The organism is Xanthomonas sp. SS, from assembly GCF_014236835.1.
Classification (GTDB): Bacteria; Pseudomonadota; Gammaproteobacteria; order Xanthomonadales; family Xanthomonadaceae; genus Xanthomonas_A.
Map to the genome: position 1 here is coordinate 2253085 of NZ_CP051190.1, position 15366 is coordinate 2268450.

11 protein-coding genes are annotated in these 15366 nt (G+C 68.4%); 1 reads left to right on the forward strand and 10 read right to left on the reverse strand.

The window, feature by feature from the left end:
- Positions 1-286 precede the first annotated feature (286 nt).
- The 5 genes from HEP74_RS09270 to HEP74_RS09290 all read right to left on the reverse strand — a co-directional run bounded on the left by HEP74_RS09270 (position 287) and on the right by HEP74_RS09290 (position 4882).
- A complete protein-coding gene (locus tag HEP74_RS09270) occupies positions 287-499 on the reverse strand; it encodes a hypothetical protein (protein ID WP_185816178.1) in 213 nt (70 codons plus the stop codon).
- Positions 500-626: 127 nt separating this feature from the next.
- Positions 627-2393, reverse strand: a complete 1767-nt coding sequence (locus HEP74_RS09275; protein WP_185816179.1) for an ABC transporter transmembrane domain-containing protein — start codon at positions 2391-2393, stop codon at positions 627-629.
- Positions 2390-2983, reverse strand: a complete 594-nt coding sequence (locus HEP74_RS09280) for an IMPACT family protein (RefSeq protein ID WP_185816180.1) — start codon at positions 2981-2983, stop codon at positions 2390-2392. The genes HEP74_RS09275 and HEP74_RS09280 overlap by 4 nt, the downstream gene beginning before the upstream one ends.
- Before the next feature lie 148 nt (positions 2984-3131).
- Complete coding sequence (locus HEP74_RS09285; protein ID WP_185816181.1) at positions 3132-4331, reverse strand: hypothetical protein; 1200 nt, start codon at positions 4329-4331, stop codon at positions 3132-3134.
- Complete coding sequence (locus HEP74_RS09290; RefSeq protein WP_053841824.1) at positions 4328-4882, reverse strand: RNA polymerase sigma factor; 555 nt, start codon at positions 4880-4882, stop codon at positions 4328-4330. The genes HEP74_RS09285 and HEP74_RS09290 overlap by 4 nt, the downstream gene beginning before the upstream one ends.
- A 214-nt stretch (positions 4883-5096) precedes the next feature.
- Between HEP74_RS09290 and HEP74_RS09295 the strand changes: the two genes are divergently transcribed.
- A complete protein-coding gene (locus tag HEP74_RS09295) occupies positions 5097-7973 on the forward strand; it encodes a bifunctional diguanylate cyclase/phosphodiesterase (protein ID WP_185816182.1) in 2877 nt (958 codons plus the stop codon).
- A 729-nt stretch (positions 7974-8702) separates the two neighbouring features.
- On the opposite strand, the gene HEP74_RS09300 is transcribed toward HEP74_RS09295, so the two are convergent.
- The 5 genes from HEP74_RS09300 to HEP74_RS09320 all read right to left on the reverse strand — a co-directional run bounded on the left by HEP74_RS09300 (position 8703) and on the right by HEP74_RS09320 (position 15301).
- A complete protein-coding gene (locus tag HEP74_RS09300) occupies positions 8703-9296 on the reverse strand; it encodes an LOG family protein (RefSeq protein WP_185816183.1) in 594 nt (197 codons plus the stop codon).
- 34 nt (positions 9297-9330) lie between these two features.
- On the reverse strand, positions 9331-9519 hold the full coding sequence (locus HEP74_RS09305) for a hypothetical protein (protein ID WP_185816184.1): 189 nt from the start codon (positions 9517-9519) through the stop codon (positions 9331-9333).
- An 81-nt stretch (positions 9520-9600) separates the two neighbouring features.
- On the reverse strand, positions 9601-11037 hold the full coding sequence (gene lpdA, locus HEP74_RS09310) for a dihydrolipoyl dehydrogenase (protein WP_185816185.1): 1437 nt from the start codon (positions 11035-11037) through the stop codon (positions 9601-9603).
- 180 nt (positions 11038-11217) lie between these two features.
- Entirely contained in the window at positions 11218-12432 is a 1215-nt protein-coding gene (sucB, locus tag HEP74_RS09315; protein WP_185816186.1) for a dihydrolipoyllysine-residue succinyltransferase, read from the reverse strand.
- Positions 12433-12475: 43 nt separating this feature from the next.
- Positions 12476-15301, reverse strand: a complete 2826-nt coding sequence (locus HEP74_RS09320; protein ID WP_185816187.1) for a 2-oxoglutarate dehydrogenase E1 component — start codon at positions 15299-15301, stop codon at positions 12476-12478.
- Positions 15302-15366 lie beyond the last annotated feature (65 nt).

The following is a 15366-nucleotide window of genomic DNA, read 5'->3' on the forward strand; positions in this document are numbered from 1 at the left end:
TCGGCGGCTAGCGCGTTGCGCATGCATGTCCGCGTCCAGGTAGTTCCGGTCGCGGCTGAAGCCGCTCCTACAAGAGGGCAGGGAACACCCGGTTGCCGCAGCTGCGCTTCATCCACAGGAAGTGTGGATGGAATGCGCGCAAACATGTGGATAAGTGTCTGCGCGCCTTGCTGGGCGGGCGTGTCAAGAGGCTTGGTCAATAATTGACCACTGGCCGTCGCGCGCACCGCACATGGGGCGGACAGATCGCACTGCCGCTCGTCGTCGCTGCGCGGCAGCGCGCGCGTCACACCGCGGTGAGGGTCAGTTCGCCTCCGGTGGTGGTGAACTGCTGGCCACGGCGGATCAGTTTGCGCCCGTCGGCCAGTTCGTAGCGCAGCGCCGGCGTGGATGGCGCGTCGTGCTGAGCCTGCTGCTGATGCTGGGCTTCGTCCTGGAACTCGGTGATTAGATAGGCCTCGCCATCGGGGCCGAGGGCGGGCAGTTGGCGAAAGGACATGGCATGTCTCCTGTCGAAGGCGATTCATCGAACTGGATTGCGCCGGAAACGCTGCCGGCGCCTTGCGCCGCCGCCGTTGCGTGGGGCGCAGCGGGACCGTAGTCCCGCCGGTGTTAGCGCGGCGTGCTCAGTCGATGAATTGCAGGCGTGCCAGTTCCGCGTACAGGCCGCCTTGCGCCAACAGCTCGGCATGGGTGCCCTGGGCGACGATGCGGCCGTGGTCCATCACCACGATGCGGTCGGCCTTGAGCACTGTCGCCAGCCGGTGCGCGATCACCAGCGTGGTACGCCCGGCCATCAGCCTCTCCAATGCCTGCTGCACGGCGTATTCGCTCTGCGCATCCAGCGCGCTGGTGGCTTCGTCCAGCAGCAGGATCGGCGCGTCCTTGAGCAGGGCGCGGGCGATGGCGATGCGCTGCTGCTGGCCGCCGGACAGGCGCGCGCCGCGCTCGCCCAGTTCGCTGGCGTAGCCGTCGGGCAACTGGCCGATGAAGGTGTCGGCTTCGGCGGCGCGCGCCGCGGCCTCGACCTCGGCATCGCTGGCCTCGAGCCGGCCGTAGCGGATGTTGTCGGCGGCGCTGGCCGCGAACAGGGTCGGATGCTGCGGCACCAGGCCGATGCCTGCGCGCAGCTGCGCCGGGTCCAGCTCGCGCAGGTCGGCGCCGTCCACTCGCACGACGCCCGATTGCGGATCGTGGAAGCGCAGCAGCAGCGACAGCACGGTGCTCTTGCCGGCGCCGGAGGGGCCGACCAGGGCCACGCTCTCGCCGGGCCGCACGTGCAGGTCGAAGCCGTCCAGCGCGGGGTGGTCGGGACGCTGCGGATAGCGGAACACCACGTTCTCGAAGCGTACCTCGCCGCGCAGCGGCTGCGGCAGCGCGCGCGGCTGCGCCGGCGCCAGCACCTCGGGGCGTTCGGCGAACAGTTCGGCGATGCGGCCCATGCCGCCGGCCGCGCGTTGCAGGTCGTTCCAGACTTCGGCCAGCGAGGCCACCGAGCCGCCGCCGAACATCGCGTACAGCACGAACTGGCCGAGCGCGCCTGCGCTCAGCTCGCCTGCCGCCACTTCGTGCGCGCCGGACCACAGCACCAGCACGATCGCGCCGAACACCAGCACGATCGCCACTGCGGTGATCAGCGCCTGCGCGCGCACCCGGCGCCGCGCCACGTCCACCGACAGCGCAAGCGCCTGGCCGAAGCGGCCGCGCTCGTAGGGCTCGCGCGCATGCGCCTGCACCGTGCGCACCGCACCCAGGGTTTCGGCGGCCAGCGTGTTGGCGTCGGCGACGCGGTCCTGGCTGGCGCGCGAGATCTTCTGCAGGCGGCGCGCGCCGAGCACGATCGGCAACACCGCCAGCGGGATGCCGAGCAGCGCGTAGGCGGCCAGGTGCGGGCTGGTCACGAACAGCATCACGATGCTGCCGATCGCCGTCACCGTGCTGCGCAGCGCCACCGACATGGTGCTGCCGATCACCCCGCGCAGCAGTTCGCTGTCGGCCGACAGCCGCGACACCAGTTCGCCGCTGCGGTTGCGGTCGTGGAAGCCGGCGTGCAGGCCGATCAGGTGCGCATACAGCCGCCCGCGCAGGTCGGCGACGACCTTCTCGCCCAGCAGCGACACGAAGTAGAAGCGCAGCGCGGTGGCGATGGCCAGCACCACCGCCACCGCGAACAGCAGCGCGAAGGACTGGTTGATCCTGCTGCTGTCGCTGAAGCCGTGGTCGATCATCTGCCGGACCGCCACCGGCAGGCTCAGCGTCGCGCTGGAGGACACCGCCAGCGCCAGCAGCCAGGCGCCGAACAGGCCGCGCTGGCGCTGCACGAACGGCCACAGGGTACGCAGGCTGCCGAGTTTGCGCAGCGACTTGGCCTGGTCGGCCGACGGATCGTTCATGCGGGGGAGGTTTCCGAACAGCGGACCCTGTTCCGAGTGGCGTCGCGCAGCCGCGTTTTCAAGGCGTCGACGCGATCGCTGGGCAGGCGCAGGCGCAGTTCGGCGCCTTCGGCGTCGAAGCGTTCATCGAGTTTTTCGGCGGCACAGGCGCTCAGCGCCGCATGGACGGTGCCCAGATCGTCGAAACCGCAGTGCAGGGTGATCAGGCTCAAGGCCAGCAGCGGCTGCCGCGGCGCCAGCCGCAGGCACTCGGCGGCGGTGCCGCCGTAGGCGCGGACCAGGCCGCCGGCACCGAGCTTGATGCCGCCGTACCAACGCGTGACCACCACCGCGACGCGGTCGAAGCCCTGGCCGTCGATCGCCGCCAGGATCGGACGGCCGGCGGTGCCGGCTGGTTCGCCGTCGTCGCTGGAACGGTAGTCGTCGCCGTGGCGGTAGGCCCAGCAGTTGTGGGTGGCGTCGGCTACCGCGACCCGCTGCACGAACGCCAGCGCCGCGCCGGCGTCGGCGATCGGCGCCGCCTGCGCCACAAAGCGACTGTGCTTGATGTCCACGCTGTGGCTGACGGGGTGGGGAAGCGTATCGGGCATCGGCGCCATTCTAGTCGAGGCGCTGCGGCGAGCTGCGGTTGACTGTGGTTCGGCGGCGCGCCGCGCAGCCGGTTGCCCGCGATGCGCACGACCGCGGCGTCGCGCGCACTGGCGGCGGTGCGCATCGCCTCCGATGGCGGAAGGCGGGTCAGTCGCCGAGCAGCTCGCGCAGGTCGTCGGGGATGCGCGCGTGCGGATGCTCGCGTTGGAAGCGCTGCAGGCTGGCGCGCGCGGCGGCCTGCTCGCCGGCGTCGCGGCGCTCGCGGATGCGTGCCAGCCAGCGTCGCGGCGACAGGCGCGCATCGTTCTGCGCCGCTGCCGCAAGCGCCGGATCGGTGCCGGAGGCGCGCGCGGATGCCGCCAACGGTGCGGTGTCCGCTGCGATCGGCGCAGCCGGCATTGCGGCTGGTGCCGGTGCCGGCGTTGCGCTGAGGTTGCCTTCGACGCGCGCGGCGTATCCCTCCGCTTGCTGTGCCTGTGCGCTTGCCGCATCGCTGCCGTCGCGCTCGGCGAGGTCTTCGCTGCGTTGTTGCAGCATGCGCCGGTCTTCGCGCTGCATGGCGTTCGCCTCTCTCGCGCGCGCTGCCGGCTTCGCCAACGCCTGCGGTGCCGGCGCGGGAGGCGTCAGCGCTTTTGCCGGGGCCGGCGGCGCAGGCGGTGCAGGGGGCGAGACCATGGCCGGCGCGGGAGGCGGCGGCGCCACCATCGGTGCCGGCTCGGCCGCAGCGGGGGCGTCAGCGGATGCTGCCGATGGCGCGGGCGCGGCACGCATCGAGTCGAGGTCGTTCGCTGCCGGCGCCAGCTTCTGCACGGATGCTGGCGAAGGCGGAGGTGGCGGCATGTCGGTGGGCGTGGGTGCCGTGTCGGACGCGGCCGCCGCGTCTTCGGCATCGGCCGGCTGGGCGGCAGCGGCCTGGTCGGCCGCCGCTTCGGAAGCGGCTGGTGCAGGAGCGGCCGCTTCGGGAGCGACCGGCGCGGCCACCGGCGGTGTCGGCGTGCGCAGCTGCCAGGCGATGCCGACGGCCAGCGTCAACGATGCCGCCAGTCCGGTCCAGGCTTGCCAGCGCGCGCGGCGCTGGGGGGCTATGCCGGGACGGGCATGGTCCGCTGGTGCTGGTGCTGGTGCTGGTGCTGGTGCGGTTGCGCTCGCAACGGGTGCCGCTGCCGCCGCCGGCTCGGCATCGGCGCTGTGCGACGGCGAGGCCGCGACCGGCGCAGGCGCCACCGCGGCGCGCGCCGCAGCCAGGATCGCGGCGTCAAGCGCCGCCGACGGCGCCGCCTGCCGGCCTAGCCGCAGGCGTTCGGCGAGGGCGCGTTCTTCCGGCGTCAGCGGTTCGTCGGCACTCATCCGCCCAGCCTCGCGCGCAATTTGTCCATCGCATAGCGCAGCCGCGACTTGACCGTCTCGCGGCCGACGCCGGTGATCTGTGCGATTTCCTCCAGGCTCAGTTCCTGTTCCAGGCGCAGCAGCAGCACTTCGCGTTGATCCTCCGGCAAGTCGTCGAGCGCCAGTTGCAGCTGGCGCCGCTGTTCGAACGCGGACAGCTGCCGCTCCGGGGTATCCGGATCCGGCACGCTGGCGGTGCGCAGTTCGGCATCGGCCGGCGCGGCCGGGCGGTGCTTGGCCGCGCGCCAGTGGTCGCCGAGCCGATTGTGGGCGATGCGCAGCAGCCAGGTACTGAACGCGGCCTGCGGTTGCCAGCCCTGGCGTGCGGCGATGACCCGCTGCCACACGTCCTGGAACATTTCCTCGGCCAGCGCCACGTCGCGCAGCTGGCGCAGCAGGTAGTGGTAGAGGCGGCCGCGGTGGCGCGCGTACAGGGTTTCGAACGCGCCGGCGTCGCCGGCCGCATAGGCCAGCATCAGGGCTTCGTCGCTCGTTTCGACCAGGGCATCCACGGCGGCAAGCCTAAGCGTTCGCCGGCCCGGCGCATAGCGTGGCGTGAGGGCTGTGGCGGCGGGCGGGGGCGGCATGGCAGCAGGCATCGTAGACAGTGAACGCGCCAGCGGCGCGCATGGGGTCATCGCGCGTGCGCCTGTTCACGTAAAAGGTATGCTGGCGTCTAAGGGGGAGGCGTGGGGCAGGTCCCGCGTCATGCAGGAGTTGTTGTCGATGTTGTTTGAGCCGTCCGCGATCGACCGCCAGGATCACCCCGACGGCCCCGCTTCCATGCAGACCGCGGTCGCCTTATGCGGCTTGCTGCCGCCCGGTAGCGATGTGGCCATCGCGTGCGGCGACGGCACCGTCGGCGGGCGCCTGTTCGGCGCCACGCCGGATGCGCCGGCATGGCTGTCGACGCTGGTCCGGCGCTGTCTCGCCGAGACCGTGCCGGCGCCTACGGACGCCTTGCTGCATGTGCTGAAGACGCCCGACGGCGCCTGCGTGGCCGTGGCCGCCCGGCTGCAGCAGCCGCTGTCCGAGCCGCAGCGCGCCGCCTGGTGCGAGATGGCGGCCGCGTTCGGCCTGGCGCTGCTGGAAGCCGAGCGGATGCGTGCGCGCATCGAGGGCCTGGAGAAGTCCAAGCAGTTGCAGCAGGCGTTGTACGAGATCGCCGACCTGGCCGGTGCGGATCTGGAAATGTGGCAGATGCTGCAGCACGTGCATTCGGTGCTGGACTCGCTGATGTATGCGGAGAACTGCTACATCGTCGAGTACGACGAAGAACAGCAGAGCATGCGTTTCCTGTATTTCTCCGATCGGCACGACGATTTCGTCGCCGATCCGGAACGGCTGTACTACCAACGCGACATGCCCAACAGCCTGACCTTCGCGCTGCTGCGCCACGGCCAGGCAGTGCGCGGGCCATCGCCGCAGGTGCGCGACCGCCTGCGGGTGGGCTACGACGCCCTGCATGGCCCGGACAGCAAGGACTGGCTGGGCGTGCCGATGCTGCGCGAGGGCCGTGTCTGCGGCGCGATCGTGGTGCAGAACTACGACCGTGCGCTGCACTACACCGATGCCGACCGCGCGCTGCTGGCGTACGTCGCCCAGCACGTGCTGACCGCGATGGACCGGCGTCATGCGCAGGTGCAGCTGGAGCGGCGCGTGCAGTTGCGCACCCAGGAACTGCAGCGCGCCAACCACGACCTGCAGGACGAGATCCAGGAGCGCAAGCGCGCCGAGACCCTGCAATTGGCCCTGTTCCGCATCGCCGAGCTGGCGATCCGCTCGGAGAGCCTGCAGCAGTTCTACGCCGAGGTGCATGCCATCGTCGGCGGGCTGATCGATGCGCGCAATCTGTACATCGCGCTGCTGTCCGACGACGCCAAGATGCTGGAGTTCGTCTACTCGGTGGACGAGCACAGCCCGCGGCGTCCGCTGCGGCGGCGCGGCAGGGGCCTGACCGAGTACGTGATGCGCAAGCGCCGGCCGATGCTGCTGGAACTGGCGGAAATCGAAGCGCTGGTCGCGCAGGGCGAGGTGCAGGAATACGGCACGCGCTCGCACAGCTGGCTGGGCGTGCCGCTGTTCGACGAGGGCGAGGTGGTCGGCGCGATCGTGGTGCAGAGCTACACCACGCAGGTGCGTTTCACCGAATACGACCAGCGCCTGCTGACCTTCGTCGCGCACAACGTCGGCGGCGGCCTGGCGCGGCAGCGCGCGCAGGAACGGCTGCGGCTGGCGCATGCCGAACTGGAGCAGCGGGTGGCCGAGCGCACCCGCGAACTGGCCGAGGTCAACCAGCAGTTGCTGGCGCAGATCGCCGAGCGCTGGCGTGCCGAGCAGCGGCTGACCCATCAGGCGCTGCACGATGCGCTGACCGGCCTGCCCAACCGCTCGCATCTGCTGGACCGGCTCGGCGAAGCGATCAACCGCGCGCGCAACGGCGACGGCATGGCGTTCGCGGTGCTGTTCCTGGACCTGGACCGGTTCAAGCTGGTCAACGACAGCATCGGCCACGCCGCCGGCGACGACATGCTGGTGGAGGTGGCCAAGCGCATCGTCTCCACGCTGCGCAGCGACGATGTGGTCGCGCGCCTGGGCGGCGACGAGTTCGCGATCCTGGTCAGCTGCGAAGAGGGGCTGGAAGGCGTGCGCGAGTTGGCGCAGCGCCTGCTCGGGGTGCTCGGCCAGCCGATGTGGGTGGCCGGCCGCGAGCTGTTTCCGTCCGGCAGCCTGGGCATCGCCGCCTGGCACCCGCGCTATCGCAGCGGCGAGGAGCTGTTGCGCGACGCGGACGCGGCGATGTACCGGGCCAAGGCGCAGACCCAGGATCGCTGCGCGGTGTTCGACGAGGAGATGCGCGAGGCGGCGCTGCGCAGCCTGGACCTGGAGGCGGACCTGCGGCGTGCGATCAAAAGCGGCGACTTCGAGCCGTTCTACCAGCCGATCGTGCGCTTGATCGACGGCGAGGTGGTGGGCCACGAGGCGTTGCTGCGCTGGCGCCACGAGAGCCGCGGACTGCTGGTGCCCAGCCAGTTCATCGATCTGGGCGAGGACAGCGGGCTGATCGAGCAGGTGGACTGGCTGCTGTACGCGCAGGTGATCCAGCGTCTGGCCCGAAGCGGCACCGGCTACGTGTCGGTCAACGTCTCGCCGCGGCATTTCCGTTCGCCGGATTTCACCGATCGGCTGTTCGGTTTGATCGATACCGCTGGCGCGGATCCGCGGCGGCTGCGGGTGGAGATCACGGAGGTGGCGCTGCTCGACGATGCGCCGCGCACGTTGACGATCCTGCAGGCGCTGCGCGATCGCGGGGTCTTGGCGCAGTTGGACGATTTCGGCACGGGGTTTTCGGCGTTGTCGTATCTGCACCGGTTTCCGATTTCGGCGCTGAAGATCGATCAGAGTTTCGTTGCCGGGTTGCATGGGGAAAGCGGTGCGGGGAGCTATGCGCTGGTGCGCAGCATTCTGGCGTTGGCCAGTACGCTTGGCATCGAGACCATTGGCGAAGGCATCGAGACCGAGCAGCAGTTGGATACGTTGCGTGAGCTGGGTTGCGACTACGGGCAGGGGTATCTGTTGGGGCGGCCTGCGCAGCATGATTGATTGCGAGCTTGTGAGCTAGCGTGCGTGTAGTTGGTTTGGCTTGGGTTGCTTCGGCATGCGTGTTGAAGCTAATGCGCTGCGGACAGTGCCGCTGTCTATCCGTTACGGATGCTTTGTTTCTGCTGCTGTTTAAGGTCTTTAGAGCCGAAGCAAAAGCTTTCGCGCTTTGGCGCGAGTCACTTTTCTTTGCTCGCGCAAAGAAAAGTAACCAAAAGAAAGCGCGCCCTGCCTCGCGCCCTCCGCGCTGCGCCCTCCGCGCTGCGCGCTCCGGGTCCGCGTCCATGACGGGGATTCGCGGAAGGGGCATCCTGCCCCTGCTGCGAACGGCGCACATCCTTGTGCGCCGCCCTTCGGGTTTTTCCCCGCCATGGCCGCCGCTGCGGAAGGGAACCCGGTAAATCAAAAGCAACAGCAAGAGCAGCAGCGCAGCAACAGCAACAGCAACGACAGCTGTAGCAACTGGCCCGGCAGAAGCCCCTTGTGGGAGCGACTTCAGTCGCGACGAACGTAGTGGGGAATCTGCAGGCTTCGATTCGGTCGGGTTGGGGTTGAGGCCCGTCCACAGCGCACCGACCGGTGCTCCGAAGTCCCTGTAGGAGCGGCTTCAGCCGCGACAGACGTCGTCCGCATACGGCGGAATGTGCGGCTTCTCGGGACTGAAACTTCTACCGCGGATGCTGGGCTCGTTGCCGCGCGTCCTGGGGTGCAGCTGTTTAAGAGTCGTGGGTTTCAGCGCAGCGCGTTGCGGCGTTTTTCGTCGATCCACTTCGACGCCTGCGCCGGGGTGTAATCGTGCATCCAGGTCAGCATGGTGTCGATGTCGTTGCCGTACCACAGGTCGGCGCGCTGGTCCGGGTGCAGGAAGCGTTCGGCGACCATGCGGTCGATCATGCCGATCAGCGGGGCGTAGAACTCTTCCACGTCCAGGAACGCGCAGGGCTTGTTGCCGATCCCGAGCTGGCGCCAGGTCAGCATCTCGAAGATCTCTTCCATTGTGCCGAAGCCGCCGGGCAGGGCGATGAAGCCGTCGGACAGGTCGAACATGCGCGACTTGCGCTCGTGCATCGAGCCGACGATTTCCAGTTCGGTCAGACCGCGGTGCGCCACTTCCCAGTCGGCCAACTGCTTGGGGATCACCCCGGTGACCTGGCCGCCGGCGGCGAGCACCGCGTTGGCCACGGTGCCCATCAAGCCGACGTTACCGCCGCCGTAGACCAGGCGCAGGCCCTGCTCGGCGATGCGCGTGCCCAGCGCGGTGGCGCGCTCGGCGTAGGCGGGTTTGTTGCCGGCGTTGGAACCGCAATAAACGCAGATCGATTTCATTGAGCTTTTTCCGTCGATGCGACCGAGAGGTCGGTCATTCAGTCGGTGTCCGTTCTTGTTTTTTGGTCTTGGCGCGCAGCAGCCACGACGCGCCGATCGCGACGAACATCGCGCCGCATCCGGCAAAGGCCAGTTGCCTGCCGAACGCGGCGGCGACGAAGAACATCAGGCCGGCGGCGACGAACAGAATGCCGCTGAGGGAGGTGTGGGTTGGAACTGCCATGGCGGGGTTCCTTTACTGGGAAACGAAAGAAGGCTTCGTCGCGAAACGAAGCCTTCTGCAACGACGAGCCACCTAGGTGGCTCAATTGGCCTTGTGGATGGCTCGCTTGCTCACCGCCATCGCGGCGTCGTGGATCGCCTCGGACAGGGTCGGGTGGGCGTGGCAGATGCGCGCCAGGTCGTCGGCCGAGCCGTTGAACTCCATCGCCAGCACGCCTTCGTGGACCAGCTCGGAGACGCCGACGCCGACCAGGTGCAAGCCGAGCACGCGGTCGGTCTCGGCATGCGCGATGACCTTGACGAAGCCGGCCGGCTCGCCCATCGCCACCGCGCGGCCGATCGCCGCGAACGGGAAGCTGCCGGTCTTGTACGGCACGTCCTCGGCCTTGAGCTGCTGCTCGGTCTTGCCGACCCAGGCGATTTCCGGCTCGGTGTAGATGACCCACGGAATGGTGTCGAAGTTGACGTGGCCGGGCAGGCCGGCGATCAGTTCGGCGACCGCGATGCCTTCCTCGAAGCCCTTGTGCGCCAGCATCGGCCCGCGCACGCAGTCGCCGATCGCCCACACGCCGTCGACGCCGGTGTGGCAATGCGCATCGACCTCGATCTGGCCGCGCTCGTTGACCTTGACCCCGGTGCCTTCGGCCAGCAGGCCCTTGGTCGCGGCACGGCGGCCCACGGCCACCAGCAGCTTGTCCACGGTCAGGCTCTTCTCGCCTTCGCCATCGGTATAGGTGACGACGACTTCCTGCTTCTTGCCCTTGCCGGTGACCTCGGTCTTGGAGACCTTGGCACCCAGCTTGATGTCCAGGCCCTGCTTCTTGAATTCCTTCAGCGCGGTCTTGGCCACTTCGGCATCGGCCAGGGCCAGGAAGTCCGGCAGCGCCTCGAGGATGGTGACCTCGGCGCCCAGGCGCTTCCACACGCTGCCCAGCTCCAGGCCGATCACGCCGGCGCCGATCACCGCCAGGCGCTTGGGCACTTCGGCGAAGTCGAGCGCGCCGACGTTGTCGACGATGGTGGCGCCGTCGAACTTGGCGAACGGCAGTTCGATCGAATCCGAACCGGCGGCGATGATCACGTTGGTGCCCTTGAGCTCCACCTCGCTGCCGTCGTGTTGCTTGACCTTGACCACATTGCCCGCCTGCAGCTCGCCGAAGCCGTAGTACGGGGTGATCTTGTTCGCCTTGAACAGCATCGCGATGCCGCCGGTGAACTGTTTGACGATCTTGTCCTTGCGCCCGACCATCGCCTCGACGTCGATCTTGGCGTCCTTGAAGCTGATGCCGTGCTCGCCGAACAGGTGGCCCATGTTCCAGAACTGGCGCGAGGAATCCAGCAGCGCCTTGGACGGGATACAGCCCACGCGCAGGCAGGTGCCGCCCAGCGCCGGCTTGCCGTCCTTGCCCAGGGCCGCGTCGATGCAGGCGACCTTCATGCCCAGCTGTGCGGCGCGGATTGCAGCGTGATAACCGGCCGGACCGGCACCGATGACGACGACGTCGAAGTTTTCAGCCATTTCAGATTCCTTTGCCTTTCCCTTCTCCCGCCGGGAGAAGGTGGCGCGTAGCGCCGGATGAGGGTGCGGCGGAGCGGAGCGAGCTGCGGGGGTGCTTTGAAGGGTGGGCGCTGGGCGATGTCCAGTGCGGTCGTACCCTCACCCCAACCCCTCTCCCGGTGGGAGAGGGGCTTCAGGCGCTTACAGACCGAACAGCATCCGGCCCGGGTTTTCCAGCTGGTTCTTGATGTCGACCAGGAACTGCACCGAGTCCTTGCCGTCGATGATGCGGTGGTCGTAGGACAGCGCCAGGAACATCATCGGCGCGATCACGACCTGGCCGTTCTCGGCGATCGGACGCTCCTTGATCGCGTGCATGCCCAGAATCGCGCTCTGCGGCGGGTTGATGATCGGGGTCGACAGCAGCGAGCCGAAGGTGCCGCCGTTGGTCACGGTGAAGGTGCCGCCCTGCAGTTCTTCCAGGCTCAACTTGCCGCCGCGCGCCTTCTTGGCGTAGTCGGCGATGCCCTTCTCGATCTCGGCGAACGACTGCCGCTCGACGTTGCGCAGCACCGGCGTGACCAGGCCCTTCTCGGTCGAGACCGCGATCGAGATGTCGCTGTAGCCGTGATAGATGATGTCTTCGCCGTCGATCGAGGCGTTAACCAGCGGGAAGCGCTGCAGCGCGTTGGCGGCGGCCTTGACGAAGAAGCTCATGAAGCCGAGCTTGATGCCGTGGGCCTTCTGGAACTCGTCCTGCAGCTCCTTGCGCGCGGCCGAGACCTTGGCCAGGTTGACCTCGTTGAAGGTGGTCAGCATCGCGGTCGAGTTCTTCGACTGCATCAGGCGCTCGGCGATGCGCTTGCGCACGCGGGTCATCGCCACGCGCTCTTCCGGACGCGCGCCGGCGGCCTTGCCGGCACCGCCGTTCTTGGCGTAGTTGAGGATGTCTTCCTTGGTCACCGCGCCGCGGCGGCCGGTGCCGTCGACCTGGGCCGGATCCACGCCTTCGGTGATCGCCGAGAAGCGCGCGCCCGGGGGCAGGCTGGAGACGTCGCCTGCGGCCTTGGCCGACTCGACCTTGGCCGCCTTCGGCGCTTCGGCAGCGGCGGCCTTCGGCGCTTCCGCCTTCGGTGCGTCGGCGACCTTGGCCTCGGCCGGAGCCGCAGCGGCGGTCGCGCCTTCCTCGATGATCGCCAGGATCTGCGAGCTGGTCACGGTGGCGCCGGCCTCGAACTTGATCTCCTTCAGCACGCCGTCGACCGGGGAGGGCACTTCCAATACGACCTTGTCGGTCTCCAGGTCCACCAGGTTCTCGTCGCGCTTGACCGCGTCGCCGGCTTTCTTGTGCCAGCTGGCGATGGTGGCATCGGATACGGATTCGGGCAGTACCGGAACTTTGACTTCGGTGGCCATTGCAGAGGGCGTCCTAGTGGGTCTTTTGGAAGGGGAAGGAGGTTTATTCAGCGACTTGGTCGTTGAACGGATTCAATAGCGCGTCGGCGACCAGCTTCAGCTGCTCTTCCAGGTGCTCGGCGAAATGGCCGGCAGCGGGAGACGGCGAGCGCGGGCGGCCGGCGTAATGCAGGCTCTGCCCGTCGGCCAGGCAGGCCTGCAGGTGGTGCTTGATCTGGTACCAGGCGCCCTGGTTCTGCGGTTCTTCCTGGCACCAGACCAGGTCGGTGGCGTTGCTGTAGCGCTTCAGCTCCGCGGCCAGCAGCTCGCGCGGGAACGGGTACAGCTGCTCCACGCGCAGGATGGCGACGTCGTCCTGGCCGCGCTTGGTCTGGTCCTCGAGCAGGTCGTAGTAGACCTTGCCCGAGCAGGCCACGACGCGCTTGACCTGCTTCGGATCGGCCTTCGCATCCGGAATCAGGTGCTGGAACTCGCCGTCGGCCAGTTCTTCCAGGCTCGACACCGCCAGCTTGTGGCGCAGCAGCGACTTGGGCGTCATCACCACCAGCGGCTTGCGCGTGGTCATGCGCATCTGCCGGCGGATCATGTGGAAGCACTGCGCCGGCGTGGTTGGCACGCAGACCAGCATGTTCTCCAGCGCGCACAGCTGCAGGAAGCGCTCCAGGCGCGCGGAGCTGTGCTCCGGGCCTTGCCCTTCGTAGCCGTGAGGAAGGAACAGCGACAGCCCGCTGATGCGGCCCCACTTGGCTTCGCCGGCGGCGATGAACTGGTCGATCACCACCTGCGCGCCGTTGGCGAAATCGCCGAACTGCGCTTCCCAGATGCACAGCGCATTGGGATCGGTGGTCGAGTAGCCGTACTCGAAGCCCATCACCGCTTCCTCGCTGAGCAGCGAGTCGATCACGGTGGCGTCTTCCGGGTTCTCGACCAGCTGGCGCAGCGGCAGGTAATAGCTGTCGGTCTTCTGGTCGTGCAGGATCGCGTGACGGTGGAAGAACGTGCCGCGGCCGGCGTCCTGGCCGACCAGGCGCAGCTTGTGGCCTTCGCCGAGCAGGGTGGCGTAGGCCAGGTTCTCGGCGAAGCCCCAGTCGCCCGGCAGGTCGCCGGCGGCCATCTTCACGCGGTCGTCGTAGATCTTGGCCACGCGCGGATGCAGTTCCACGCCGGCCGGGATCGTGGTGATGATCTTGGCGAGCTGGTCCAGGGTCTTGCGCTTGACCGTGGTGTCGACCTTGTCGGCGAGCTTGCCGGACAGGTAGTTGCTCCAGTCGATGGCGAACTCGTCCGGCTTGCGGGTCGCCAGCTCGGTGGTGTACTCGCCCGAATCGAGCTTGTTGCGGTAGCTGTCGACCAGCGCCTGCGCCTGACCGGCCTGGATCACGCCTTCGCTTTCCAGCTGCGCGGCGTACAGCTCGCGGGTGGTCTTGTGCTTGCGGATGGTCTGGTACATCACCGGCTGCGTCGCCGCCGGCTCGTCGGCCTCGTTGTGGCCCCAGCGGCGGTAGCAGACCAGGTCGATGACCACGTCCTTCTTGAACTGTTGGCGGAAGTCGTAGGCCAGGTTGGCCACGAACGCCACCGCGTCCGGATCGTCGCCGTTCACATGGAACACCGGCGCGCCGATCATCTTCGCCACGTCGGTGCAGTACAGCGTGGAGCGGGCGTCGTCGCGGGCGCTGGTGGTGAAGCCGATCTGGTTGTTGATGACGATGTGCACGGTGCCGCCGACCGCGAAGCCGCGCGCCTGCGACATCTGGAACAGCTCCATCACCACGCCCTGGCCAGCGAACGCGGCGTCGCCGTGGATCACCACCGGCAGCACCGTCTTGCGCGCGGCGTCGCCGTAGCGCTCCTGGCGCGAACGCACGCTGCCGACCACGACCGGGTCGACGATTTCCAGGTGCGAGGGGTTGAACGCCAGCGCCAGGTGCACCGAATTGCCGTCGGCCACCGCCACGTCGGCGGAGAAGCCCATGTGGTACTTGACGTCGCCGGTGTGGGCGCGATCGTCGTGGGCGTGCTCGAACTTGCCTTCGAACTCGTCGAACAGCTTGCGCGGGTTCTTGCCCAGGGTGTTGACCAGCACGTTGAGGCGGCCGCGGTGGGCCATGCCGACCACGATGTCCTTGACCGCATCGGCGCCGGCGCGGCGCACCACCACGTCCATCATCGGGATCAGCGCATCGCCGCCTTCCAGCGAGAAGCGCTTCTGGCCGACGTACTTGGTGTGCAGGTAGCGCTCCAGGCCTTCGGCGGCGGTGATCCGCTCCAGCGTGCGGCGGCGGCTGTCGGCGTCGCCGGCGATGTTGCCGCCGGCGTTCTCCAGCCGCTGGTAGATCCACTGGCGCTGCTCGAATTCGGGGATGTGCATGAATTCGCTGCCGATCGACCCGGTGTAGGTCGCCTTCAGCCGCGCCAGCAGGTCGCGCAGCTTCATCCGCGGCTGGCCGCCGAGGCCGCCGGTGCTGAACTCGCTGCCCAGGTCGCTTTCCGACAGGCTGTGGAACGGCAGGCCCAGGTCCGGCGGATTGATCGGCGGGGTCAGCCCCAGCGGATCGAGCCGGGCGCCGAGGTGGCCGCGCGAGCGGTAGGCGGTGATCAGTCGGCCGACATGGCGCTCGCGCTCGTCGCCGCCTGGGCTGGTGCCGCTGTTGGCGGCCTGGCGCGCTGCGCTGGCGATGTGCGCGATGACCGCGGAGTGGGGAACGTCACCGGCGTCGCGGCCCTGGAAGCCGTCGAAGTAGGTCTTCCACTTGGGGTCGATGCTGTCGGGAGAGACCAGGTACTGCTCGTACAGGTCTTCGATATAGGCGGCATTGCCGCCGGCGAGTTGCGATGACTGCGCAAACTGCTTTAGGAGATTGTCCACGATGGTGGGGTCGGGTCGCTTTGTGGGTTGGCTTGCGGTTGGAACCGGCGGACGCGTGGCCTGCG